Annotated in this window: 26 protein-coding genes; 5 read left to right on the forward strand and 21 right to left on the reverse strand. The window is 56.6% G+C overall.

What is annotated here, in order from left to right; genetic code table 11:
• Positions 1–218: 218 nt before the first annotated feature.
• The 17 genes from FFS57_RS22660 to FFS57_RS22735 form a co-directional block, all read right to left on the reverse strand.
• Complete coding sequence (locus tag FFS57_RS22660) at positions 219–887, reverse strand: phage baseplate assembly protein V (protein WP_137940117.1); 669 nt, start codon at positions 885–887, stop codon at positions 219–221.
• The gene (locus FFS57_RS22665; protein ID WP_137940118.1) at positions 884–1,969 is read right to left on the reverse strand and encodes a phage late control D family protein; all 1,086 of its coding nucleotides are present in this window, start codon (positions 1,967–1,969) and stop codon (positions 884–886) included. Before FFS57_RS22665 ends, FFS57_RS22660 begins: the two co-directional genes overlap by 4 nt.
• A gap of 6 nt (positions 1,970–1,975) precedes the next feature.
• On the reverse strand, positions 1,976–2,152 hold the full coding sequence (locus tag FFS57_RS25340) for a hypothetical protein (RefSeq protein ID WP_171014153.1): 177 nt from the start codon (positions 2,150–2,152) through the stop codon (positions 1,976–1,978).
• A 3-nt stretch (positions 2,153–2,155) separates the two neighbouring features.
• Positions 2,156–2,812: an NlpC/P60 family protein gene (locus tag FFS57_RS22670; protein WP_137940119.1), complete on the reverse strand. Its 657-nt coding sequence runs from the start codon at positions 2,810–2,812 to the stop codon at positions 2,156–2,158.
• Between the two features lie 34 nt (positions 2,813–2,846).
• The gene (locus tag FFS57_RS22675; protein ID WP_137940120.1) at positions 2,847–4,142 is read right to left on the reverse strand and encodes a CIS tube protein; all 1,296 of its coding nucleotides are present in this window, start codon (positions 4,140–4,142) and stop codon (positions 2,847–2,849) included.
• 19 nt (positions 4,143–4,161) lie between these two features.
• On the reverse strand, positions 4,162–4,704 hold the full coding sequence (locus tag FFS57_RS22680; RefSeq protein ID WP_137940121.1) for an N-acetylmuramoyl-L-alanine amidase: 543 nt from the start codon (positions 4,702–4,704) through the stop codon (positions 4,162–4,164).
• 46 nt (positions 4,705–4,750) lie between these two features.
• Positions 4,751–5,560, reverse strand: coding sequence for a hypothetical protein (locus FFS57_RS22685; protein WP_137940122.1), 810 nt, complete (start codon positions 5,558–5,560; stop codon positions 4,751–4,753).
• Between the two features lie 29 nt (positions 5,561–5,589).
• Entirely contained in the window at positions 5,590–6,135 is a 546-nt protein-coding gene (locus FFS57_RS22690; RefSeq protein ID WP_137940123.1) for a phage tail protein, read from the reverse strand.
• Complete coding sequence (locus FFS57_RS22695; RefSeq protein WP_137940124.1) at positions 6,135–8,132, reverse strand: phage tail sheath C-terminal domain-containing protein; 1,998 nt, start codon at positions 8,130–8,132, stop codon at positions 6,135–6,137. Before FFS57_RS22695 ends, FFS57_RS22690 begins: the two co-directional genes overlap by 1 nt.
• Positions 8,133–8,150: 18 nt before the next feature.
• Complete coding sequence (locus FFS57_RS22700; RefSeq protein ID WP_137940139.1) at positions 8,151–9,071, reverse strand: C1 family peptidase; 921 nt, start codon at positions 9,069–9,071, stop codon at positions 8,151–8,153.
• A gap of 116 nt (positions 9,072–9,187) precedes the next feature.
• Complete coding sequence (locus FFS57_RS22705) at positions 9,188–9,637, reverse strand: phage tail protein (protein WP_137940125.1); 450 nt, start codon at positions 9,635–9,637, stop codon at positions 9,188–9,190.
• Between the two features lie 59 nt (positions 9,638–9,696).
• Entirely contained in the window at positions 9,697–11,550 is a 1,854-nt protein-coding gene (locus FFS57_RS22710; RefSeq protein WP_137940126.1) for a phage tail sheath subtilisin-like domain-containing protein, read from the reverse strand.
• 136 nt (positions 11,551–11,686) lie between these two features.
• Positions 11,687–12,565: a hypothetical protein gene (locus tag FFS57_RS22715; RefSeq protein WP_137940127.1), complete on the reverse strand. Its 879-nt coding sequence runs from the start codon at positions 12,563–12,565 to the stop codon at positions 11,687–11,689.
• Complete coding sequence (locus FFS57_RS22720) at positions 12,562–13,179, reverse strand: Pvc16 family protein (RefSeq protein WP_137940128.1); 618 nt, start codon at positions 13,177–13,179, stop codon at positions 12,562–12,564. The genes FFS57_RS22715 and FFS57_RS22720 overlap by 4 nt, the downstream gene beginning before the upstream one ends.
• A gap of 44 nt (positions 13,180–13,223) precedes the next feature.
• On the reverse strand, positions 13,224–13,517 hold the full coding sequence (locus FFS57_RS22725; RefSeq protein ID WP_137940129.1) for a DUF3467 domain-containing protein: 294 nt from the start codon (positions 13,515–13,517) through the stop codon (positions 13,224–13,226).
• Between the two features lie 349 nt (positions 13,518–13,866).
• Entirely contained in the window at positions 13,867–14,889 is a 1,023-nt protein-coding gene (locus FFS57_RS22730) for a hypothetical protein (protein WP_137940130.1), read from the reverse strand.
• Positions 14,876–15,340 (reverse strand): CesT family type III secretion system chaperone, encoded by a 465-nt coding sequence (locus FFS57_RS22735; protein WP_171014154.1) that lies wholly within the window; start codon positions 15,338–15,340, stop codon positions 14,876–14,878. The genes FFS57_RS22730 and FFS57_RS22735 overlap by 14 nt, the downstream gene beginning before the upstream one ends.
• A gap of 349 nt (positions 15,341–15,689) precedes the next feature.
• Here FFS57_RS22735 and FFS57_RS22740 point away from each other — a divergent pair, with 349 nt between their 5' ends.
• A complete protein-coding gene (locus FFS57_RS22740) occupies positions 15,690–16,949 on the forward strand; it encodes a putative Na+/H+ antiporter (protein ID WP_249384131.1) in 1,260 nt (419 codons plus the stop codon).
• A gap of 151 nt (positions 16,950–17,100) precedes the next feature.
• Here the strand turns inward: FFS57_RS22740 and FFS57_RS22745 are convergent, their stop codons facing one another.
• The 4 genes from FFS57_RS22745 to radC all read right to left on the reverse strand — a co-directional run bounded on the left by FFS57_RS22745 (position 17,101) and on the right by radC (position 20,215).
• A complete protein-coding gene (locus FFS57_RS22745) occupies positions 17,101–18,450 on the reverse strand; it encodes a sigma-54 interaction domain-containing protein (protein WP_249384132.1) in 1,350 nt (449 codons plus the stop codon).
• A gap of 487 nt (positions 18,451–18,937) precedes the next feature.
• Positions 18,938–19,093, reverse strand: a complete 156-nt coding sequence (gene rpmG / locus FFS57_RS22750) for a 50S ribosomal protein L33 (protein WP_137940132.1) — start codon at positions 19,091–19,093, stop codon at positions 18,938–18,940.
• Positions 19,094–19,126: 33 nt separating this feature from the next.
• Positions 19,127–19,360 carry a 50S ribosomal protein L28 gene (rpmB, locus tag FFS57_RS22755; RefSeq protein WP_137940133.1) on the reverse strand — a complete coding sequence of 78 codons (234 nt, stop codon included), beginning with the start codon at positions 19,358–19,360 and terminating at the stop codon, positions 19,127–19,129.
• A gap of 180 nt (positions 19,361–19,540) precedes the next feature.
• A complete protein-coding gene (gene radC, locus FFS57_RS22760; RefSeq protein WP_137940134.1) occupies positions 19,541–20,215 on the reverse strand; it encodes a RadC family protein in 675 nt (224 codons plus the stop codon).
• Between the two features lie 96 nt (positions 20,216–20,311).
• On the opposite strand from radC, the gene coaBC reads away from it, so the two are divergent.
• The 4 genes from coaBC to FFS57_RS22780 are packed head-to-tail and all read left to right on the forward strand — an operon-like array spanning position 20,312 to position 23,979.
• On the forward strand, positions 20,312–21,493 hold the full coding sequence (gene coaBC / locus FFS57_RS22765) for a bifunctional phosphopantothenoylcysteine decarboxylase/phosphopantothenate--cysteine ligase CoaBC (RefSeq protein WP_137940135.1): 1,182 nt from the start codon (positions 20,312–20,314) through the stop codon (positions 21,491–21,493).
• Positions 21,486–21,935, forward strand: a complete 450-nt coding sequence (gene dut, locus FFS57_RS22770; RefSeq protein WP_137940136.1) for a dUTP diphosphatase — start codon at positions 21,486–21,488, stop codon at positions 21,933–21,935. Before coaBC ends, dut begins: the two co-directional genes overlap by 8 nt.
• Positions 21,936–21,943: 8 nt before the next feature.
• A complete protein-coding gene (gene ubiD, locus FFS57_RS22775) occupies positions 21,944–23,407 on the forward strand; it encodes a 4-hydroxy-3-polyprenylbenzoate decarboxylase (RefSeq protein WP_137940137.1) in 1,464 nt (487 codons plus the stop codon).
• Positions 23,386–23,979 carry a GrpB family protein gene (locus FFS57_RS22780; protein ID WP_171014155.1) on the forward strand — a complete coding sequence of 198 codons (594 nt, stop codon included), beginning with the start codon at positions 23,386–23,388 and terminating at the stop codon, positions 23,977–23,979. The genes ubiD and FFS57_RS22780 overlap by 22 nt, the downstream gene beginning before the upstream one ends.
• The last annotated feature ends 124 nt before the right edge of the window (positions 23,980–24,103 follow it).

A 24,103-nucleotide genomic window follows, 5' to 3' on the forward strand; every position in this document is an offset into this window, starting at 1 on the left:
GTGAAAGTACGCTTTTAGCATAAATCAGCTGGGGGTTTTGGGCGCTTTCCCCAACTCGGCGATTCATCGCGAGCCTAACTTCCATGCCAAATGAAAGTTCGATCCCGCCCTGGATATTGCCCCTGCGCCACCCAATATCAATTTTTGCGACAACGTAACCATGATGACCACCCATTACATTTCCCGCATTGCGGTTGATATGACACAACAGTTTTCATTCACCAGACATTGCCCGCCCCTGGTGTGTAACTGGGTGAAATCACCGACTGTGTAATCAGCGTTTCGCATTTCACCACCCCATCGCATTTGGTCATCGGCGCATGGATGTTCACGGCAGACGCATTGACTTCCACTGTCGAATTGGCCGTGATCTTTACTTGCCCCGCTGCGTTGATGACAATCTCCGAACCATTGCTGTGATGCAGCGTCACCTGCTGCTGCGCATCGTCCAGCACCAGCTTGTGGCCACTTTGCATCGATACCGTCACCTTGGCGGCGCCATCGGTATCGTCGAACTCCAGCAGGCTGCCAGATCGCGTTTTCAGCAATCGCTTGTTGTTGGGTGCTGCGGCCGCTTCCGGCAGCTTTTCGCGGCCATTCCACACCGCGCCGACGATATAGGGTCGCTCCAACGCCCCGGCTTCAAAGGCGACGATCACCTCGGTGTCGACCGACGGCAGAATCTCCCAGCCCTGATCATCGTCGGCATACATCGTCACCAGCCTTGCCCAGGCTGTCACGTCCCTGCCCGCCTCGCCCAGCCACGGGAAACTCACCTGGATGCGGCCCAGGCTGTCCGGGTCGACGATATCTTTGACGATGGCCGGGTACAGCCCGAATAAGCGCTTGCTGGCGGTACCACCATCAAAGTCATCCGGCCGCGTCATGGGTTGTTCACCATCGGCCGCTCGGCCTCAAACAGCGTACGGTGCCCATCGATCAGGTCGTAGGTATGCAACACCTTGGTAGCGATATAACCACCACCTGCAAATGGCTTGGCAATGCGATCCAGTGTAATGCGGCTACCTACGCTCAGATCCGGTGTGCCGCGGGTGATACCCCTGGCACATACGAAACGGCGGGCACGGCGTTTCAACTCAGCCTTGGCCCAATCGGTGGCTTCGGCGCTGACCAGCGGCACTTCGCGGTTGCGAAACACCGGGTAACTGCCAATGGCCTGCTCCAGAATCGACAGCCCGCTTTTGCCGCTGCCGGTTTCACCACTCAGCTCACCTGCAGCGGCGCTTTCATCGATCAGGTCACGGGCATTGATGTCGTACCCGGCCACATGGGCTTCGCTACGCTGGTGGGCCAGATCGGCACGGATCTCCAACTTGATCAGGTGATTGCCATTGACCAGTGTCACTTCGGTGCCAGCTCGCTGATCGCGTTGGGCAAAATGCAGCGTATCGCCTTCCAGCCACAGCTCGGCGTTGATCAGTCGTGCCCGTTCACGCAAAAAAGCCAGGTCGCTCTGATTCCATTGCTGTACTACCTTGTAGGTTGGGCCACTGGCATCAGCACTGGCGGTCAGCCCGTGCTCGCTGGCAATCTGCTGCACCATGTCCGCGTCACTGACGTCTTCCCAGGTTTTGTAGCGGTGCTTCAAGCGCAACTTCAGCAAGGCATCCTCGGCATACAGCACCAGTTGCGGCTCGTTGCCTTCTCGATAATCGGCTTCCAGTGCGGTGATCAGCCCCTTGAAAACGGTGCGTGCGCTACTGGGTGAACCGATAGCCACTTCCAGCGATTTACCAAAATCGAAGATCTGCCCATCCCAGTACAGCTCGGTCTCGGCACTGCCACCACTGGCTTGCTGTCCCCAGGCGGTGAAACGCGCCATCAGCCGTTTCATACCCCAGCAATCTTCCACGACCTCCAGCCGCAGCAGGTCACGCGCCAGAGAGGGCTGACGCTGGCTATCGACCATGAATGTCGGGGTAGCGGTGTAAAGCAGATCATCTGGCATGACGCATCAGTCCTCGTTCCCCCAAGCCAACGTGCGAGTCTCGTCCTGCTCGGCCCACCATTTCAGCTCACGGTAGTTGGCCAGCTGCCGCCATTCCTGAGCCGGTCGTTGTGGCTGCTGTGCACCATTGGAGGCTGTATCCACACTGACATCGGTAACGATTTCGTCGATCAGCAGTGCCATGGCCTATTCTCCCCAGCCTGTCGGGTCAAACCGTTTGTAAGTGCGGATGGGCTTTTCAACGCCTTTGATCTGCACATAATTGCTGGCGTAGATGTTGAAGGAACACAAATCGACCGGTGTGACTTCCGAGGCATTGATGTGAGGGATGGCGCCACCGACTTCGAGCGCTCCGGCGGCCAGTTCCGAACAGAAGAATTTGGCGAAGTCTTCGATGTTGTGCGTGGCCCGGCCCAGAATCGGCACCTTGTCAGTTGCATCCACCGCAGACTTGACCGCCTGCGGCATATCGTAGGGTTTACGTTCCTGCTTAAGGCACCAAGCACAGAACTGCTTGAGATCCAGCCTTTCTCGAACCACACCAGCAAGTGGCAACCACCAGATTTCTCCTTCGTACTGTGCAATGCGGTCACTGAGGCGATTGATGGTAACGCCGGAAAAACCATTGAGCGAGGTCGATTCGATCAGCTGGTTCATGGTGTCGCCCTGGGTTGTGCCACCAATGACCAATTGCGATTGCATGATGATGCCCACATGCGATACCACCGACCGGGTCGCCCATTTGATGATGTCGGAGAACTCGCTTTTACCCCCAAATGCAATGATGTCGCCTGGTTTCACTTCGCTACGGATCGCGCTGTAGGATTGGTATTGCATACTCATGATGATCTCCTCGTTGTCATGCCTGCCCACAACGTCAACGATGTGGCCCGCAACCACAATCGCACGGTCGCTGCTTGCCATTGACCGACAGGACACCGTCGCTGCCTTGTGGCAAGGCTTGCCAGCCCGGCACGGTCGGGTCGGTAGTAGTGGGTGGCAAATTGCTCTGATCGGCCCGGTTATGCGCTTGCCCGCTGAGTAGATTGGCCCGTGTTGTCACCGCCCCACCCACCGTCGTACGCAATGGCACCCCCGAACCAAAGCTGTCGGCACGTGGGTCGGTACGCTGGGTGTAGATCTCATTGGTGGGCATGCTGATCACGGCACTCAACGCACTGCCACCTGCATTCGGGAAGGTTTGCCGGGCCTGGTTGGCTGCCGCAGCGGCCGTATCGGTTTTCAGTGTCGTCAAGGCTGCCCCGATCCCCCCAGCGCGAGACAGGGCATAGCCTTGATCGAGCTGGCTGCGGGTGTTGCCTGGGCTGTTCGCTGCAGTCGTCGCCAGCAGGCTGGCTGCATTCCGGGTGGGGGCCTGGGTTGCACCTGGCCCACCTTGCCCGCCCTGTTTCGGCACCGTGATTTCCTGGCCAGCTTGTAACTTGAGCGGGTCAGTGATGCCGTTGGCCAGCGATCGCCATGACGAGGCATCCAGCCCGGCACGTTGTGCAAATTGCGCCAGGCTTTCGCCATCCAGTGCTTTGGCTACCGTCTGCCCCAGTTGATTGACTGCATTCAACGCCGAATTGACTGCACCCAACGCCCCCAATACCCCCGACAAGGCCATGTCGCCACCCGGCAAACCGCTACCACTACCGCCAGCAACAGGGGCACCACTGGTGTCGGTAGCACCGGGGCCCACCTGATTGAATTCATAGGCCGGGTCCTGTCCTTTGATGGATACCGACACCTTTGCTCGCAATGGCGTACCATCGGCGGCAAAGTGATCGAGGTCGACATTCATGCTGTCGATCACGCCATCCAGTGTCAGCGAGCCCCAGTGAAAGCGTACCCTGGGTGGTGCCTGTGTTTGCCCGGCCGGCCCTTGTGGCTTGATGAAGCGCTCGATTTCGGTAGTACGCTCCAACACTGAACGCGGCAACGCTGTTTCACCCTCGTCGGCGGTATCGAATACCAGTTCCAGTGACAAGGTGGTCGAGCCCGAACCCACATACTGCCGAGCCTGCCGTCCCGCTTGTTCTCCCCCTTCACTTCGATTGCTCATCTGCAGCCGCAGCGAAGTCGGGTTGAACTGGACATCGATAGGCTTACCAACCGGCTGGGCGTTCTGACCAGTACCGATTTCAACCAGTGTGGCTTTTTTCAGTTCCATGGCAGGTCAAGTTCCCGGATCAGGACAGCAACACATTGGCAATCGCATGACAGACTTTTTCCCGCATCGCCGTATCCAGCAAGGTATTGCGGTCATTGTCATTGGCAATGAAGCCCAGCTCCACCAGCACTGCCTGTCCATTGAATTTCAGCACCGCCAGGTCCGGCCTGGCCTTGGCGCCACGGTCACGCAGCCTGGTCACCTCGACCAGTTCCGCCTGAAGCTTTTCGGCTAGCGACTTGTCATCGCGGTACAGCACCTCTAGCCCATGTGCCGTATCCACCTCAGCATCATTCATATGCAGTGATACCAAGGTCTGACAGCCTGCAGCCTTGGCCGATACTGCCCGTTTGCTGACCGGCATATGGTCGTTGGCATCGTCCCGCGTCATGAACACCTCATGCCCACACGCTCGGATGACGTCGCGCAGCATCAGCCCATAACGCAGGACAATGTCGGCCTCCTGATAGGTAAAACCATTTTCGCGATGGGTGGCGCCAGGGTCATACACACCTGATTGCCGATTGCTCATTCCGTGGCCAGGGTCGATGGCGATCTTCATGATGTGAATCCTTTGCAGTTGGCTGACAGCAATTGCCCAGTCCGTACTACTTGGGCGCGATGGCACGCAGTTTGTATTGCTCTCCCAGAATCCTGGTCAGCTCTTTTCGGCTGGCTGCTTTTTCCGCGCCATCCAGATTGGCATGATCGAGGCTGTCGATATTGGCCTTGGTGTTGAGAATCAAACTATCGATTTCACTTTGTGAAAGAGGTCTGTTTTCAAGGGATTTGGAAATTTCGACCAAGCCCGCCATCAATGAACAGCTGTTGTGGTAAGTCTGCAGATCGATAATGGCCTGCGCGATGCTGTAATCGGCTCGCGACATGCCGGAAATCAGCGGTGCGCGGGTTTTCTCCCGCCCCACATCGATCGACCGCAATACCGTGGTCGCCATGGCATTGGCGTACACTTCCTTGTTCGCCAAGGCTTGAATGCCAGTCACCCCAGCAGCGCCGGCCGCCAGTTCGGCAGCAGTTCTGGCATGGGAAATCACAGATGACGCCCCAGCCAGCAAGATCGAAATCGACCCGGTGCCAATATTCCAGGCATTGGCGTTCGACATGATCAACGCTTTATGCATCGTGCACCGATCATCCGACATGGAAAGCACATGGGAGATCAGCGCATTTCTGATCGATGCCTTATTCGGGTCGGCATCCAGTTTGGCCATATCAAGTTTGCTGATATCCACTGCGCCATCAGCATTCACCGGCAAATTGATGCCACCACCCAATACGATGTTCGATTTCTTCTGCTGAATCACCCGGTCCGGAATATAGGCTTCCGCCAGCCTTTCCAGCGGGTGGGCACATCCCACCATTGAAATGGTCACCAGCAGTATCAGCAATCGGGTCATGATCCGTTCTGCCTTTGTTGATGGACTACTTACAACAGCTGCAATCCTTCATGAGCAATCTGCAATTCCTCAATGGCAATTTCACCAGTCTTGCCATTCAGCTCCGGCCCTTTGATGCGGGCCGGCAAACCGCGGGTGAATGCCCAGGTCGCAACAATGTCGTCGTTGTGCTTTCCCATCACTTCAATCAAGCCGTCATAACGGGGAATGGGGCGCTGCCCACTGACCACGCTCTGCAGCCACTGCCACAGCTCCTTGTTGAGCTGGCTGGCGTTGCCATCACTGTCCGCCGCGTAGAACATGCCCCGCTTGAGCACAATCGGCACATAACGGGCACGCCCGGCACGGCGGATCAGGCCGTCATTGCGGCCACCTTCCAGGTAATCGGCAATGTCCATGGTGACTTCCAGCCCGCTGACCTCCTGAAAGGCGCCGTTACCCAATGCAGCCCCGCCGGCTGCAGGCTCGGCCCCCCGGTTCGGGTCAGCTTGGGTACCTGCCTCACCCGCTTCGGCAGCCGGGCTTTTTCGCAGCGTGACCTGAAAGCGGAATGCCCGCATGAACAGCTCGGCCATCAGCGTTCCTCCAACAACAACGTACCGTCACCATCCCGCAGGATGCGCAGTACGATGAATTCGATAGGTTCAGCCGGTGCTACGCCGACTTCGCAGACCAGTTGTCCGTTATCGGTGCGATAGGGCGGGTTGAGCACGTCATCGCAGCGTACGAAAAAGGCCTCCTGCTCGGTGCCGCCCTTGAAAGCGCCCAGGCTGAACAGTCGGCCCAGATAGTTGTTGATCATCCACACCAATTCACGACGCAGTGCCGGGGTATTAGGCTCGAACACAGCCCACTGCATCTCGCGGTTCAACGTCCGGCGCAACATCAAGATCAGCCGTCGTACCGACAGTTGCCGCCATTGTGGGTCCAGCGCCAAGGTGCGAGCGGCCGTCAATCGCACACCGTCCTGCTCCTGCAGGTAAACGTTGATGCCCAACGGATGCAACCGGTCATGGTCTTTTGGTGCCACCACCGCAGCCACCTTCACCACATCCATCGCCAGTTCGTTGGCTGGGCCTGTGGGTACACCAAAACGCAGCTCACGCGCAGCAATCACGCCGGCTGCCACGCCACTGGGTGGTACCTTCACCAAGCCATCGCGGGCATCGTCGCTCCGCGAGACGGTCAACCAGGGGTGATAAGCTGCGGCAAAGGCCGTGTCGAAATGGCTGCGCCAACGCAGGATCTCACTCATGGTCAAGCCTGGTGGCACATCCAGCAGCGCAATATGCTCGCGGGTCAGCGCGGTGAAGTCGGTGACCTTGATCTGCAGCTTGATGATCTTGTCCAGATTGCCTGGCAGGCTTGGCTCCAGCGTCAACCCTTGCAGGGGGAGCGTGTTGTCTTCACTGATCGGTAAAGGTGGCGGGACCACACAGTCGGCAAATTCCGGCCCCGCCAGGGAGGGATCGAACAAATTGGTGTTAGGTGGCAATGGCGCTGGCTGGTACAGATCCGGTACCACCAACTGTGTCAGGTCCGACAATGCAGCGAGTGACTGGATGCCGCTGAACCATCCCTCTTCATCAGGCAGCCAGCTATCGTCGAAGAAATCGGCATGGATCAGGTCGATATAGCGATCCACCCCGCCCTTGAATTGCGGCAGCGTGGGCGCAACGTCGCGCAACCAGGCATCCTGCGGGGTGATCTGCTGCCCTGCCCAGTCCATATCGGGCCAGACCAGCGTCGATTCACGGCACAGCACGGTGGCCAGCCAACGTGGGTGATCGACATGCAGGCCCAACTGACTGTGCTGTTCGCTACCACCTACACCGTCATCCAGCAGCAAACTGGCTTCCACCAGTTCGACCCGCTCAATAGTGTCACTGGCGGCCAATTCCAATACCAGTACACGATGGCGGTGTGGCTTGCCAGCATCGCCGTGCCATTCGATGTTGGCAACAAAACGTAGTTCGCGCTGCCCACTGCCAAGTCGTAATCGCAGCAGACTGCCACGCTCGATCCGCTCGGCCGGATTCAGTTGCAGTTTATCGGCAGACAGCACTGAACATTGCAATGGCCGAGTCTGGAAACGCAGCCTGGCCTGCAATTGGTTTCCCCAAGCCCCCTCGTTGCGGGCATGCAGGGTAATTGTACCAACCACCCCGGCCAATTGACCCTTGGCAACAGCAGCGTACGGGTCGGCAGGTATCGGGTCGTCATGCACGATTCGCACGATGTAGGCTCGCCGCCCGCCTTGCTCGAAGAAACCGGCAACCGCATAGGGCAACAGCCCCGGCCCCTCGAAACCACCATACAGCCTCCGATATTCGTCAAAGCTTTCCACCGGCTGCGGCACACTGCGCTGCCGTTGCCGATTCGGGTCGCACATGCGCCAGTCGTCCGTCCGCTCCTTGGTCTGATCGACACACGGTACCCGGCATGGCCCACGCGGGGCCACGCCGACAAAGGCGCAGACATCCATCCGCTGGCCGGTCAGCTGACGAATGGGCTCTGGCGGTAAGGTGTACAGGCCTGGTGCGCCCAGATTGAGATGAGATTCACGCAGCATGGTCGACTGTCCCAGTGGTCATATTCCGAAATTCTTCGTATCGACCCATTCCATGCCCAGCAAGGACCAGAAATCGAGTGCCAGCTTGTTGGTGACATAGTCGTAAGGTAACCAGCCATAGCCGGCATCGCCCCAACCAGCTCCCCACGAGTTGCGGATCAGCAACGCACCAGTCGTCGTCTTGCCACTCAAGGTGTTTTTGATCTTTTTCGTGTCGTCATAGCCAATTGCCACAATGGCGTGCCCCCATTCGGCCTGCTCACCTGGCCCAGGGTATGGAATACCGCCTTTGACCTCCGCGGCATTGAACGAGGGGAAACCGAAAAAGCCAAACATCGATGGCACGCCGGCAGCCAGGTATTTTTTGACACTGGCCAGCACACTTGCACCACTGATCCCCGCCCCGATCGGGTCATGGCAAAAATATTTCAATGCTTCGTAATTGTCCGCCACAGCGTAGACAAAACTGGACGGCTCATTGTCAAACGCTGGTTTAGCATCGGTATAGGGCCAGTATTGTTCATCCGGTACACCACATAGGGTCAATGCTCCCATGGTATTGCGCAGCCACGCACCGGTATCGCCGGTCACTTTCATCAGGTTGCGGGTGGTTTTGTAGACAAACAAGCGCGAACCATTGATATGTTTGCCATAGGCACGGCGTTCAAAATATTCGACGACCCCCATTGCGGCATGGGCGGTACAGGAGCCCAGATTTTTCTGATCTTCGATCGGTGAGCAGTAGGCACGCCAATCCACCTTCACTGGCAAGGCCGTCAGTGACTTGGCGTCTTTGGGTACACCCAATTTTTTCGCCATGGGGGCGATCTCGGCACGCTGTTCGGTGTAGTCGCGCATATCAGGCAATGGCGGCAACCAGCCGGTTCCAACTGTTTGTCCTGCCCCACTCAACACCACATCTCGATACGCGTCATACATCATGCACCTCCAATCCGCAGCAACAACCAGGGTTGCGGGTGGTGACGCGCCCCAGCAAATCATGACAATTCATCAGGTCTGACAGCACATTGAGATAGCCATCCCACCCCACCACCTTATTGGTAATCGATCCCCTCATGGACCAGTTGCAACTCCTCCATCGCCACCTCGCCCCCCCCCTTGGCGGCCAGTGTCGGCCCGGTCCACTTCTTGGGCTGAGCGTTGCGCAGACGGAAGCTGGCGACCGGCTGGCGGGCCTCGTCCAGCAAGGTGACCGTGACCTGGCGTGGCTCATAGGCGCCTTCCCGCACCCGCTTGATCCATTCGAACAGATCGGTGGAGCCGATCAGCCCGCGTTTCAGCGTCACATCATCGTTTTTGAAGGTGTTGGGCACCTTGCGCACAGTGTTGAATTTCTCGTTGCCATTGCGGTACTCGGAATAGTTCTGTTCGTTACCCAACCCGCTGACATCGGAAAAACCGGCGACCACGCTGGCTTCGTCACCGTCGCCCAGCGATACCGTGTAGTTGAACGCGCCATAAGGGTTGTCGCGCATCGTTGCCATGTCGTTTCTCCCGCTTGTTCTGCATGAGGCCGGCCGCACGCCGGCCAACCCTTACCATTTCAACGCTTGGCGTCTGCCGTCCATTGTCCAACCCGGAAGATCACGAACTCGGCCGGTTTGACTGGCGCAATCCCCACCAGGCAGATCATGCGGCCGTTATCCAGATCGTTCTGGGTCATGGTGGTGCGGTCGCAGCGCACGAAGTAGGCCTGCTCCGGTTTTTCGCCCAGCAAGGCACCATCGCGCCACAGCACCAGCAAAAAATCCTCCACCATGCGGCGGATGTTGGCCCACAGTCGCTCGTTGTTGGGTTCGAAGACCGCCCATTGCGAGCCCTTGTCCAAGGTATGCTCGATATAGATGAACAGGCGACGGACGTTGACGTATTTCCATTCTGGGTCTGAACTGATGGTGCGGGCACCCCAGACTCGGCTGCCACGGCCTTCAAAGAAACGCAGGCAATTGACGCCTTCGGGGTTCAACACATCCTGCCGACCTTTGTTGATATTGGCTTCGAAACGGGTCAGGCCGCGTACCACCTCATTGGCGGGCGCCTTGTGCACCCCCCGTTCGATGTCGCTGCGGGCATAGATGCCACACACGAAACCGGATGGCGGCAGCATCAACCGTCGTTGTGGCGCGCCCTGGCTGGCACGTTCGGTCGGGTCGAGGATCTCGATCCAGGGGTGGTAGAGGGCCGCGTACTTGCTGTCGAACCGACCGCGGAAGGCGCGAACTTCATTCAGCGAAGACTGCGGTGGTGCATCCAGCACAGCGATGCGGTAACGAAGGTTTTCAGCATGGGCGATCAATAGTTGTGCGGCCGAAGCCGATGTATCTGCATCGACCAGGTCACCGGCATCCGGTAACGCCACAATGGCAATGTCGTCGATCTCGCCCAGTGCTTCCAGACCGGTAGCCTTGATTTCGGCGTGATCTGGATCGGCAGGGGTACCGTTCAATTCAAACGGGCCTGCCAGATCCCCATCACCGCCATTGATCAATCGCGGATTGGCATTCGCGACCAGAGCCAACATCAGACGTACCGCATCAAAGTCATCGGCGCTGGGAGCCCATTCCAACCAGACCACGGCATTTTCATCTTCCGGGTCATCCTTCTGCAGAATCTTGCTGATGTAGCGTTTCTGGCTTGGGTGACCGGATAACTCATCGTAGGTATCCTGGCGATCATCACCCACCGTGACCACCACCTGCATTTCCGCCAGGTAGACGATATCGGTCAAATTCAGCACCACCGCCCCACCGCTTCCGGTAAAGCTCTGTACGCCGTTGGTGACGGTGATCACTGCAAATCGCGCTTCCTGCACGGTATAGGTCACACCGCCCGGCAGATCCGCAACCGCCGTGCCCGCCGGGAACACTTCAATGGTTGCGCCGTGGCTGACACCTTTCAGCTGTACCGCAGCGTTGACCGTAACCGGTACCAGCTTGCTGCGCACCAGCTTGACCGCCACATGCACATTGCCCAGCGCGCCAGGCCAGCGTGCACGCCAAATTGCATTGGCCGCCCCGACTGCTACTGTGCGCGTCGCACAGCCGTCGAAGGTTGGATTGCCTCCGCCATCAATGCCCGGATTACTTTGCACATAGACACGGGATACATACAGCCGCTGGCCACCATTCAGGAAAAAAGCCCGCGCTGCATGGGCCAGATAGCTTTCGCGCGCGCTGCCACCGGGCGAGAACTGCTCCAGCCCGCCATAGACACGCTCAAACTCGGTGAAACTGGTGATCAGGCGTGGCTCGCAGTTCTTCGGCCCGCCGGGGTAGTAGACCGGGCCATATTGAGTCATGCCGGCAAAGCCAGTGGTGCTGGTCGGCACGCCTTCCAGCGACTTGGCGCGGAAGCTGACTTCCTCGACATAGACCCCGGGTGAGAGATATTCGGGCATCGACGTCTCCTTTCAAATGAGCGATCAGTCTCAGTGAGGCGCAACGGCCCCGGTTATTCCTCATCCCCGGTGACAGAGCCGGGGTTGGCACCTTGCAGGTTCAGTCACTCAAGTCAGACCACAATCGATCTGTGTCTCAAATGTCGATGTCGGTCACACCACGTAACAACCGGCCCAGTGGCAGGCTGATTTCACGTTGGGCGGCAATCACATATCCCGCAGGTGGTGCCTCGCCACGTAGTACGCGGTCGCTGGCAGCCAGTGAAGCAGGGATTTCGGTCGGCAGGTCCCAGAAGGGGTCTTGTTCCGGTAAGGTTGGCCGATCCACCGGGGGCATCTGCTCCGGCCCAGCCAGCACGATGATGCGTACCGACATAGCTGCGGCTGAGCCGGCCTGGGCCGCGGTCGGTGGCACCAGCAACAGAAACTCGCCACGGTCATCGCCCATCGCCCTGCCAACGATGCGGTCTGCCGCCAGCGCCTCCAACGCCGCCACATCCGCAATGGCGCTATTACCGGGAATCGTCGCCACCACGCGTATCCAACGGGCTGGGCGCCGTAACAGTGGGCCTGCTGCTGCCCGCATGACCCTGGCACGCAGGCCGGTCGCGGTGTTCGACGCCGCATAGCTGGCACCGGGATACAACCAGGGACGACAGCCACGTGCAGCCGGTGGATTAGCCTCCGCGGTGGCTGGCAAGGGCACAGTAATCCGCAAGCGGCGCGGCACATAGCGGCGCCCACTTCGTTCCACCGACGGCCATTCATCCACCGCATCGGCCAGTCGGATATCGATCTGTCGACTTTGGGCTGCCAACCAGGTGTCGTAACGCAGTGCAAAACGGTTCGAAGGGTGCCGATCGAATAGTGGCCTTGCATTACCCAGCACCAGGTCATCGAAGCCTACCCATAACGGTGTCAGCACTGGTTGTTGGCGAGCGGCATCCAGTGACTCCACCCCCAATGCCAGACGATGGATGGATTCGACGTATTCGCTGCGCACAAAACTGTTCACAATGCCTCCGTGGTGGGCCGGCTGCCGGTAACACCCGTCACCACATCCGGTTCGCGGGCCTGGGGTCGGCCATCCACCCTGACGACACGGGCGATGTAAGGCACGCTTAGGTGGTAATCGATGGGAAGCGAATCAAAAATGCGCATCAGCGACTCGGTGTCGATTTCCTCCAGCACCAGTTGCATGCTTTCATTGGCAGCCCAGTCACCTGCCCCGGCCAGCAAAGGGCCAGACACTATTGGCGTATCCTCGATGGCCTGCATGGCCCGTCCCAGAATGCGGTGTTCGTTTTCCGCCACATCGGCCCAGGCCGTCAACAGGAAATGCAGATCCAACGCCAGATGCGACCGGCCGTCATAGCTGCCGACAGCAGACCAGGCTGCACGCATGGTTTTGTTGAAGTCGACCCGATAGAGAAAAATGGTCAATGCCGGACGCTGGGTCTGTTGTGCAAAGGTTGCCGGTACCAAATCCTCGGTGCGCACAATCGCCACCGTCACCGCGCTGGGATTGGGCTGCAACGGCGTGGCCAACGGGTGCTCTTCCGCAAAGCGAATCTGCAGCAGACGCTGGATGCTTCTGCCAGCAGCCGATACGCTGGTGAACCCTGCCACGATTGCCTCCTGTCATCCGGTGTGTCACATGCAGCACGCGTCGTTCAATGTTCCATCGGGCTATCAATACGCCCGTACTTTTCCTCGTAATCTTCCACGCAACGGCGCATCAACAAAGCCATCGCTTTCATTTGCTCTGGCCCCATCACCAACCAGGTATGAATGGCCGGCCCAGTCGAATCGTCATACAGCTGGCCGAAATCCAGCAGGAATTCGGCATGATTGAACCCAACCTGCAAATGATTGGCATAACGACGTTCCCGCCGATCCGGCTCATAGGGCTCGGATACAGGCATCAACTTGGATTCCACTTTCACCTCCCGTCCGAGCTGGTTCATTGCAGTACGCAATGGCCATGCCTGGACCAGCTGCCGTGGTTTAGTCAATATTTTTCAATAGCTTGATAGAAGATAAGAAGATCAGTGAATCATAATGTGACATCACGATGTGACACTGAATGTGACACAAGAACAAGCCACCCCTTGCAGGCATTGGTACATATGACTGGCCCAATGTGACAAGTACGTCACAGTGGCAGATATGAATACAATCATCACCACAGACTGGACAAATCGGCGGTAGACACTTCAACGGTTTGAATTGGACCCCGTGCCACCGTCGTACTCGCATGTTTCGCCCGACAAGGTGGTATGGGTGCAGCCAATTGACTGCACCCAACACGACAGATCAATCGATCTGTGGTCGCTGACGGATTGAATCAAGCAACGCCGCTTTTTCCTTTGGCATGGCAACTTGCTTGCCATCGGCCCCTTGGTGAACGGCATACCCGGAACGCGCCAGGTCCACCAGTTCTTGAGCAAAAAACGTCAACTGATCGCTCTGGACATTGCGATCGTGATCGGCCGGTTTCAGGAACCTGGACGGCCCGGCACTACCGGCAGCGCTTTCCAGCTGGGATGCATACTGCTGCCAGTTACCATCGTGTGCAGCCTGATTGTGTTGGTTGACGATATGTTCCGGCACATGGCTTTCCAGTTTGAAAGCGGCGCCCCGATCGACGCCATTTTGCATCCACCCTTGATTCAAATAGTCCGTCCAGGCCTCGTCAGGCGCATTCAGCACAGCGCCGTGGGGAATATTGTGGGATTGATTGGCCGGCAGTTCGGTACGATGTTGTTGTCGATCGTCCGCCCGATTGCGCTCTACCCAAGGTTTTTGATCATTCGCCCAATTGCCGAGAGAATGCATATTGACAACGGCGGCCGGGTCATCTTTCCGGTCATCTTTTTTCACCCAGTTGGGTATTGCATCCCGTGTTGCCTGTGCTGGTGGGTCGTCCCGAAGCTCCTTGAGTGCTACGATTGTATCCATATGCCCAGCGCTTCTTAGCGTCTGGAATGCCGCAGCATAGTCCTCGTGCGCGATGCGATCCATCGCCTCGAAGTTATCAAACCGTCGGAGCCTTGTTTCGCTCTTGTCATTAGCGGCCTCAATATTCGCAGCCAACAAATGTGGGAACTGGTTTAGCGTGTCTTGAAGCGCTTGCGCCCGATGTTCCTGAAATGGTTGGTGAGTGGTCGCCTGGTTCAACACGTTTGGCGTGACATGGAACTGGTTGTCTTGAAACGCGACGTGGTACTGGTGGTTCCCCACTTGAATCGTGTGTTGACCTTCCTGCTTCAGGCCATTGTATTGACTCGGGTTGATGTGCTGAAGCTGGTTGGCGGCGGTCAGATTAAGCGTAACCATGTCTGCTGTGTCCTGTGGCAATGGTGTTGGAATGTGTCACGGCAGGCCCGTTGACGGTCGATTGCTGTGCACCGACCATTCGATCGAAACACAGCAAGAAATCCCGGAAAAAGCCAGCAAACAGTTCCACCGATTTTTCTGCAGGAAAAACGTCGAAGATATAAAGCTGGTTGCTTTGTGTATCCAGACCAAACTGGGGTGCCGGCTTGATCACCGATTGCAAGTTCAAGAACAACGCCTGTCGCATCAGCGCGGTCGAGTCATCGGTTTTCAGGCCCCCCAGTTCGATCATGGCAATCAACCGCCATTGCTGACGATCGCATTTCAATGTCAGGCAATGCGAATTCAATTTGACGTTACAAAAGCCATCTGCATCCCATTTCAACGGTACATCTCCCAACTGTTGCGCCACGACAGACAACAACGTATCGAAGGTATCGATTAACTGCATATTGGTTTCCCTCTGGTTAGCCATTTGGTGTGATTTCGCCGCAATTGAGTGCCAGCACCTGCCAAACGGTTCCATCCATTTGTATCGCCCACCTAGAAACCGTCACTGCCGAACTGAATACGTTTTCATCGCGCTTGAACCCAATTTCCCTAGCCATTGATACGCACCCGGCTATTCAGCCGATGGCTGCAATTCCCATCCTGCCATGACGTTGCCGGTATAATAGAGCCCCGAACCTAACCGTCCCATAGCGGGAATTCGGTCAGGTTCGAATTGCGCGTGGGAGGTGATACCCCCACTCCTTTGGTTACCAGGCGGGTATTGCCCCCACCAAAACAGGTTATACGCAGTGACTCCAACGACCATCCAGATGATCGGTGCCGCTTTGTTCGGCATCGCCTTGATCCATACCTTTTCCACCAAATTTTTCGAGCGGCTGGCCAACCAACGCCCCAGCCATGCTGGCTTGTTTCATTTGCTGGGCGAGGTCGAAGTGGTATTCGGCTTTTGGGCCATGATCCTGATGCTGTTCATGTTCGGGCTACAAGGCAAAGCGACGGCTACCCAATATCTCGACAGCCGCAACTTCACGGAACCGATGTTCATATTTGCCATCATGGTGATTGCCGGCACCCGGCCGGTATTGCAGTTTGCAATATTCTGTGTAAAGACCGTTGCGGCCTTTGTGCCATTGCCACGCAATATGGCGCACTACTTTGTTGTGCTGGCCATGGTGCCCATCCTGGGGTCATTTATCACGGAGCCAGCCGCCATGACCCTGGCGGCACTGGTACTACGAGATCGTTACTTCCGCCACCAGATGTCGACCAAATTCATGTATGTGACGTTGGGCGTGCTGTTCGTCAACATTTCCATCGGCGGTACGCTGACTCCATTTGCAGCCCCGCCAGTCTTGATGGTGGCCAACACCTGGAACTGGGATTTACTGTTCATGGTCACGCAAATCGGCTGGAAAGCCGCCATTGCGGTCATGTTCAACGCCATATCAGCAGCCATGCTGTTCCGCAAAGAACTGGTCAACATGCCGCGCGAGCAGAGCCAATCCACTATCCAGCCCGTACCGGTTCTACTGATCATCGTCCATCTGCTGTTCATGATCGGCGTGGTGGTGTTCGCTCACCATCCCACGGTGTTCATGAGCCTGTTTCTGTTTTTCCTGGGGGTTGCACATGCCTATGAGCGCCATCAAGACCGGCTGATTCTGCGTGAGGGGTTGCTGGTCGCCTTCTTCTTGGCAGGCTTGGTGGTATTGGGTGGCCAACAGCAATGGTGGCTACAACCTCTGCTGTTGAAAATGAGCGCAGACGCTGTCTATTTTGGCGCAACGATGTTGACGGCAGTCACCGACAATGCAGCCCTGACTTATCTGGGCTCCCTGGTGCCAGGGCTGTCAGATGAATTCAAGTATGCGCTGGTTACCGGTGCGGTCACCGGTGGTGGCCTGACTATCATCGCCAATGCGCCCAACCCGGCAGGTATCGCCATTTTGCGCGAAAAATTCGAAGATGGAGCGGTGCATCCACTTGGGCTGCTGGTTGCTGCACTGCCACCTACCATCGTCGCCATTCTGGCATTTCGGCTACTGTAATCAGTTGGTGCAGCGTGATAGATCGTTTGTCATTGGCTTCGCCGTAGCATAAACGCAAACGATCGAACCCATTCCAGAACGGCCCTTGTCTGGCTTGCACAGCAGGGCCGTCCGCCCAGCGCCGCCTGTTGCTGGCCAGCAGCTCGATTGATCAAACCCCGGCCTCCCGGTACCCACCTTCGGGTGGGGTCAGGTCATATTTGGCCAGCTTGCGGTAAAGTGTCATCCGCGACCAGTTCAAACGCTGCGCCGCTTCGGATTTGTTCCAATGGGTTTCGTTCAGCGTATGTAACAATAGCGAGCGCTCTTCCACCACCGTCCCGGCTGTTTGAGGCTGCATCGTCATTTGCAAGTTGTCTGCAATCCGCCCAAGATCGCGCCCGTAAATCAACTCGCCATCTGCCGTCAGCATTGCTGATTCAAGTACATTGCGTAGCTCACGTACATTACCAGGCCAATGATAGCCCGACAGGATGCGTAATGCGGTGCTGTCGAGTCGGCACGGCCGACATCGGTAATGCGCAGACAATTCTTGCAGCACGCTCCGCGCAAGCAATTCGACATCATCCAGATGATCACGCAGCGGCGGTAGATCCAACCGGGCGACATTCAGACGGTAATACAGATCCTGCCGGAACAGCCCCGCCTCTACCCGCTGTTCAAGTTGCTGATTGGTTGCGGCAATCAGGCGAATATCTACCCGACACACCTGGCTTGCCCCCAACGCAAACACTTCACGGTTTTCCAGCAACCTCAACAACTTGGCTTGCGCCACCAGTGGCATATCACCAATCTCATCCAGAAACAGCGTACCACCTTCAGCTAGCCGAACTTTACCTTTATAAGCCTGGTGTGCCCCGGTGAATGCGCCACGTTCATGACCAAATAACTCGCTTTCAAACAAGCTGTCTGGCAACGCAGCACAGTTCAGCGCGACACAGGGCCCATCGTGACGCTGACTGGCATGATGGAGGTGCCGGGCGACCAAGTCCTTACCCGTTCCGGTTTCCCCGACGATCAATACCGTTGCATCTGCCTGCGCCAAACGCTGAATGCGGGTCCGCAGACAGTGCATGATCTCTGATTGCCCCAATAACGGTGATAAGGTTGAAGGGGTGACTTTCTGATTTGGAGAGGCAGGATGACTTGAGCGAATCCCCGCCAGCGCCTGCATGAAAGTTTCCAACGACAATGGCCAAGCCAGATATTCCCGAAACCCAGCTCGCAATGCCGCCACCGCCAGCGCTTCACTGGACACATCAGCCACCAGCATCAATGCAGTGGCTGGCGAGACAGATCGCATCCAGCCGCCAAGCTCTGCCACCTGCGGCATGTCCCAACGCCCGGCGCAGAACAACACGACCTCGGCACCCGACAGCCCGTGACGTGCCCCAGCCCGATCCAGATTCAGCCGGGCAACGCCTGACATTCCACCCAGCCAATCCGGGCGCATCAATGCATCGGCGCACACACCGCTACCAACAACCAGGACTTTACCCACGTAATGGTCCTTTCCGTGTTTTGGGAGTGCAGAACGCGATCAATACAACATTTCACCTGCATCACGATGAATTGGACTGTGATTGGCACAGGGTCGATATAACGCAATGACCAGTCAATTCGATGACGTCAAATCAATCACTGAGATTAAAAGATATAGAGCAGTAACAGATCGCTCGCCATCAGCATGAGATAGCGACAACGTAAACAGAATGAAGCAAGCAATGAACCCGACATCGGCCATATACGCCCTGCTATACATAACCAGGTCCATAAATCAGCTTGATCAAGGTGAAGTCGATACCATCAATGATCGCTGGTCACATGGTATCAGGCATGTAATATTCGACCAATAATATCAGTACGTGCGGATTAGAATACTTAATCAAATATGATGAAATGTAAGAAATGCCGACAAATATACAAAAAACAAAACCCGCCAGCTTTCGCAGGCGGGTTTGTTCGGGAACCTAAGGCTCGACGCTGAATTACTTCAGTTTGATTTCCTTGTAAGCAACGTGCTTACGGGCAACCGGGTCGAACTTCTTGATTTCCATCTTTTCTGGCATGGTACGTTTGTTCTTGGTGGTCGTGTAGAAATGACCGGTACCAGCAGTGGATTCCAGTTTGATCTTTTCGCGCATGATGGTTCAGCCTTTCAGTGTATGCGGGCGGGTTTAGACTTCGCCGCTCGCGCGCAGCTCGGCCAGAACGACTTCGATACCCTTCTTGTCGATCAGACGCAGGCCGGCGTTGCTGACACGCAGACGTACCCAGCGATTTTCGCTTTCGACCCAGAAGCGACGCGACTGCAGGTTAGGCAGGAAACGACGCTTGGTCTTGTTATTGGCGTGGGAAACATTGTTCCCGACCATCGGGGCTTTCCCGGTAACTTGGCATACTCGCGCCATGATTTTGACTCCCGACTCGGAAAAAACCCGATTTATACCATACCTAGCAGACATTGCTCAATACTGATTTCAAACAAAAATCGGGGCGGGTGGCCGCCAATGGTCCGCAAAGCTATATCGGTTGCGGGTGATTCGACTTTATCCGGTTATTGGCAATTAAGGCCTGTCAGGATTGATGCGTCACAATAATCCACGCTCAGCAAATGACATCACTTCGTTGCCTGCAACAATAAAATGGTCCAGCACACGCACATCCACCAGACCCAACGCCTGCTTCAACATCCCGGTCAGTTGTTCATCAGCACGGCTGGGCTCAGCCACGCCAGAGGGGTGATTGTGTGCAAACAGTACTGCTGCGGCGTTCAATGCCAGCGCTCTTTTCACCACCTCTCTCGGATAGACACTGGTTTGCGACAACGTGCCACGAAACAGTTCTTCACTGCTGATCAGCCGGTTCTGGGCGTTCAGGAACAAGCCCCAGAATACTTCGACCTGCAGGCTGCCCAATTGCAACCGCAAATAATGGCGGACGCGATCCGGTGAATTCAGCAAGGGGGTGTCACGTAATTCCTCGGCCAGCGCTCGTCGCGACATTTCCAGCACAGCCTGCAACTGCACATACTTGGCCTGCCCCATACCATGCACACTGCACAACGCTGGTTCATCAGCCGCGAACAGCCCACGCAGGCTGCCAAATTGCGCCAACAAGTCACGTGCCAGATCCACCGCACTTTTACCAACAATGCCGGTACGCAGAAAAATCGCCAGCAACTCGGCATCCGACAGACTGGCAGGGCCTTTCTGCAACAGTTTTTCACGCGGTCGCTCATTTGCCGGCCAGTCGGTAATAGGCATGGCAATCCCCCTTTTGCTTCATATTAGGCAGGATTGCCCATATCAACCAATGGCGGCATGCTTTAAACTCTCGTCCTATCTGCGAGGTTTGTCAGCATGTCCAAACACATTCTTTTAGGCATCACTGGTGGCATTGCCGCCTATAAATCCGCCGAACTCACCCGCCTGTTCGTCAAAGCCGGTTACACCGTTCAGGTCGCCATGAGCGAGGCCGCCACCCACTTTGTCGGGCCTGTGACATTTCAGGGTTTGTCCGGTCGTCCGGTCTTCACCGATCAGTGGGATACGCGCATTGCCAACAATATGCCGCACATTGATCTGTCGCGCGAAGCAGATGCCATCCTGATCGCGCCGGCCAGCGCCGATTTCATTGCCAAGCTCGCCAATGGTCTATGTGACGATCTGCTATCAACCTTGTGTGCAGCACGTGATTGCCCATTACTGATTGCCCCAGCCATGAACCGGCAAATGTGGGAAAACCCCGCCAATCAACGCAACATCGCCCTGTTAAAACAGGATGGGGTCACGATTCTTGGCCCGGGAAGTGGCGATCAGGCATGTGGTGAGGTCGGCGATGGCCGCATGTTGGAGCCGGAACAACTGTTCGAACTGACCGAAGGTTTCTTCCAACCCAAGGTCTTGGCGGGTAAGCGCGTACTGATCACCGCCGGCCCAACCTTTGAGCCTATTGATGCGGTTCGTGGCATTACCAATGTCAGTTCCGGAAAAATGGGTTATGCCGTTGCCCGTGCTGCAGTGGAAGCTGGTGCCCATGTGACATTAGTCAGTGGCCCAACGGCCCTGTCTGCACCGCTTGGCTGCATGCGCCTTGACGTCAGCAGTGCCCAGCAAATGCTGGATGCGGTACTGGCCCATGTGGCCAAGGCCGATGTCTTCATTGGCGTTGCTGCGGTGGCCGATTACGCAGTGAAAAACCGCAGCGAACACAAAATCAAGAAGACCGATGCCAATCTGTCGATTGAGCTGACACTCAATCCCGATATTCTGGCCACCATTGCCAGCTTGCCTGCCGCACCATTCTGCGTAGGCTTTGCAGCAGAAAGTCAGAATGTCCTGCAGTATGCCGACGAAAAACGTCGGCGCAAGAAAGTACCGTTGCTGGTAGCCAATCTGGCGCAAGCCGCCTTTGGTGCCGACGACAACGAAATCACCCTGCTCGACGATGCAGGGCAACACGCACTGCCCAAGGCCAGCAAGCAAGTGCTCGCCCGCGAGCTGATTCAACACATAGCGAAAATGATCTCTGCCCATGCATAAAATCGACGTACAAATTCTCGACGCCCGCCTACAAGACAACCTGCCTGCTTATGCCACCCACGGCGCAGCAGGCTTGGATTTGCGGGCCTGCCTGAATGAAGCTATCACTTTGTTCCCCGGTGAAACCCAACTGATCCCGACCGGCATGGCCATCCATCTGGCTGATCCGACATTGGCCGCCATGATCCTGCCGCGTTCCGGTCTGGGCCACAAACACGGCATCGTATTGGGTAATCTGGTGGGCTTGATCGATTCCGACTATCAAGGCCAGATCTTCGTTTCCTGCTGGAACCGTGGCAAGGAGGCATTCACCGTCAACCCAATGGAACGCATTGCTCAACTGGTGATCGTGCCAGTAGTACAAGTCGGCTTCAATATTGTGGACAACTTTGAAAGCAGTGAACGTGGTGCCGGCGGCTTCGGCAGCACAGGCAAGCACTGATTACCGGCATGAAATACGACGACCTACGCGATTTCATCGCCCAACTGGAAAAAATGGGCGAACTGAAACGGATCAAGACACCCGTCTCCACCCATCTGGAAATGACCGAAATCTGCGATCGTGTTCTGCGCGCAGAAGGCCCTGCCATTCTGTTCGAGAATGTGAAAGGCCATACCATGCCAGTATTGGCCAACCTGTTTGGCACGCCAAAGCGGGTAGCCATGGGTATGGGGGCCGATGATGTATCGGCGCTGCGCGACATCGGTACGTTGCTGTCTTACCTGAAAGAGCCGGAGCCCCCCAAAGGCCTGCGCGATGCCTGGGAGAAATGGCCGGTATTGAAGCAGGTCCTGAACATGGCCCCCAAAGAAGTGCGCAGCGCGCCCTGCCAGGAAGTCGTCTGGGAAGGCAAGGATGTCGATCTATCCCGCATCCCGATCCAGCACTGTTGGCCAGGGGATGTAGCCCCCTTGATCACGTGGGGCTTGGTGGTCACCCGTGGCCCGCATAAAACCCGACAGAACCTGGGCATTTATCGCCAACAGGTGTTAGGGCCCAACAAGGTCATCATGCGCTGGCTGGCCCACCGTGGCGGCGCGTTGGATTTCCGCGAGCACTGCCAGACCAACCCCGGGCAACCGTTCCCCATTGCCGTCGTACTGGGTTGCGATCCCGCGACCATCCTGGGTGCCGTCACCCCAGTACCAGATTCGCTCAGCGAATACCAGTTTGCCGGCCTGCTGCGCGGCGCCAAAACCGAGTTGGTGAAATGCATCGGCTCCGATCTGCAAGTACCGGCTTCCGCCGAAATCGTGCTGGAAGGCGTGATCCATCCAGGCGAAACGGCACTGGAAGGCCCCTATGGCGACCATACCGGCTATTACAACGAGCAGGAAACCTTCCCGGTATTTACGATTGAGCGCATCACCATGCGGCGCAATCCGATCTATCACAGCACCTATACCGGCAAACCGCCGGATGAACCGGCAATCCTGGGTGTTGCGTTGAACGAGGTCTTCGTACCGATCCTGCAAAAGCAGTTCCCGGAAATCACCGATTTCTACTTGCCACCAGAAGGCTGCAGTTATCGGCTGGCCGTTGTCAGCATGAAGAAGGCGTATCCAGGCCATGCCAAACGGGTCATGTTCGGTATATGGTCGTTCCTGCGGCAGTTCATGTACACCAAGTTCATCATCGTTACCGATGACGATGTAGACATCCGCGACTGGAAAGAAGTGTTCTGGGCACTCACCACACGAGTTGACCCTACAAGAGATACGACTTTGGTCGATAATACACCTATTGACTACCTCGATTTCGCCAGCCCGGTTTCTGGCTTGGGCTCCAAGATGGGCATTGATGCCACCAACAAATGGCCCGGCGAAACCACTCGCGAATGGGGCACCCCCATCGTGATGAGCGACGAGGTAAAGCAACGTGTGGATACGATGTGGAACGAGCTCGGGTTGTAGGCAAAACCAATAAGGTCAAGCAGGTGCCGATTCTGGAATACGATAAGGCACCCGCTCGTTTTTTGCCGTATGACACCGACTTTCCCATCGTGGCAGCAATGCTGGCGGCGCTCATCCGCCACCATGCCCCGCAGCTTGAAGTAGAGCACATTGGCAGTACCGCCGTACCCGACTGTGGTGGTAAAGGTATTGTCGATCTCGTAGTCAGTTACCAGCCCGGTGAAATCGCCATCGCTCGTGATGCCATCGACCACCTTGGCTTTCAGCGCCAAACAGCCGGCCACGCATTTCCGGAAAGTCGCCCCATGCGGGTGGGTAGTGTTGTGTTCAATGGCAAGCACTACCGCATCCATGCCCATATTCTGGAACATGCCTGTGCCGAGCACTTGGAAATGCAATGGTGGCGGGACGAACTGATCCACAATCCGTCACTCAAGGCAGCCTATGAAAGCGAAAAGAAGCGCATTCTGGAGGATGGCCTGTCGGAGCCACTAGCCTATACCCAGGCTAAATCAGGATTTATCGAAAGCGCCCTCGCACCACGTCGCCAAAAAGATAAATCAAAAAAGTAACCACCCTATTCCTTAGAGCCTGTTCAAAGTCTTTGTGATTGGTTGAATGTGAGACACTTGGGAGATGAGAAAAAGCTACCCGAGCGACATTAGTCGTGCCCAATTTGAAGTGATCCGGCCATTA

The sequence above is a fragment of the Chitinivorax sp. B genome, from assembly GCF_005503445.1.
In the GTDB taxonomy this organism is placed as follows: domain Bacteria; phylum Pseudomonadota; class Gammaproteobacteria; order Burkholderiales; family SCOH01; genus Chitinivorax.

Excerpts from the sequence above, each read along its gene's own strand:
- FFS57_RS22660 (WP_137940117.1), bottom strand. The coding sequence starts at position 887 with ATGACGCGGCCGGATGACTTTGATGGTGGTACCGCCAGCAAGCGCTTA.
- FFS57_RS22665 (WP_137940118.1), bottom strand. The coding sequence starts at position 1,969 with ATGCCAGATGATCTGCTTTACACCGCTACCCCGACATTCATGGTCGAT.
- FFS57_RS25340 (WP_171014153.1), bottom strand. The coding sequence starts at position 2,152 with ATGGCACTGCTGATCGACGAAATCGTTACCGATGTCAGTGTGGATACA.
- FFS57_RS22670 (WP_137940119.1), bottom strand. The coding sequence starts at position 2,812 with ATGAGTATGCAATACCAATCCTACAGCGCGATCCGTAGCGAAGTGAAA.
- FFS57_RS22675 (WP_137940120.1), bottom strand. The coding sequence starts at position 4,142 with ATGGAACTGAAAAAAGCCACACTGGTTGAAATCGGTACTGGTCAGAAC.
- FFS57_RS22680 (WP_137940121.1), bottom strand. The coding sequence starts at position 4,704 with ATGAAGATCGCCATCGACCCTGGCCACGGAATGAGCAATCGGCAATCA.
- FFS57_RS22685 (WP_137940122.1), bottom strand. The coding sequence starts at position 5,560 with ATGACCCGATTGCTGATACTGCTGGTGACCATTTCAATGGTGGGATGT.
- FFS57_RS22690 (WP_137940123.1), bottom strand. The coding sequence starts at position 6,135 with ATGGCCGAGCTGTTCATGCGGGCATTCCGCTTTCAGGTCACGCTGCGA.
- FFS57_RS22695 (WP_137940124.1), bottom strand. The coding sequence starts at position 8,132 with ATGCTGCGTGAATCTCATCTCAATCTGGGCGCACCAGGCCTGTACACC.
- FFS57_RS22700 (WP_137940139.1), bottom strand. The coding sequence starts at position 9,071 with ATGTATGACGCGTATCGAGATGTGGTGTTGAGTGGGGCAGGACAAACA.
- FFS57_RS22705 (WP_137940125.1), bottom strand. The coding sequence starts at position 9,637 with ATGGCAACGATGCGCGACAACCCTTATGGCGCGTTCAACTACACGGTA.
- FFS57_RS22710 (WP_137940126.1), bottom strand. The coding sequence starts at position 11,550 with ATGCCCGAATATCTCTCACCCGGGGTCTATGTCGAGGAAGTCAGCTTC.
- FFS57_RS22725 (WP_137940129.1), bottom strand. The coding sequence starts at position 13,517 with ATGAACCAGCTCGGACGGGAGGTGAAAGTGGAATCCAAGTTGATGCCT.
- FFS57_RS22730 (WP_137940130.1), bottom strand. The coding sequence starts at position 14,889 with ATGGTTACGCTTAATCTGACCGCCGCCAACCAGCTTCAGCACATCAAC.
- FFS57_RS22735 (WP_171014154.1), bottom strand. The coding sequence starts at position 15,340 with ATGCAGTTAATCGATACCTTCGATACGTTGTTGTCTGTCGTGGCGCAA.
- rpmG (WP_137940132.1), bottom strand. The coding sequence starts at position 19,093 with ATGCGCGAAAAGATCAAACTGGAATCCACTGCTGGTACCGGTCATTTC.
- rpmB (WP_137940133.1), bottom strand. The coding sequence starts at position 19,360 with ATGGCGCGAGTATGCCAAGTTACCGGGAAAGCCCCGATGGTCGGGAAC.
- radC (WP_137940134.1), bottom strand. The coding sequence starts at position 20,215 with ATGCCTATTACCGACTGGCCGGCAAATGAGCGACCGCGTGAAAAACTG.
- coaBC (WP_137940135.1), top strand. The coding sequence starts at position 20,312 with ATGTCCAAACACATTCTTTTAGGCATCACTGGTGGCATTGCCGCCTAT.
- dut (WP_137940136.1), top strand. The coding sequence starts at position 21,486 with ATGCATAAAATCGACGTACAAATTCTCGACGCCCGCCTACAAGACAAC.
- ubiD (WP_137940137.1), top strand. The coding sequence starts at position 21,944 with ATGAAATACGACGACCTACGCGATTTCATCGCCCAACTGGAAAAAATG.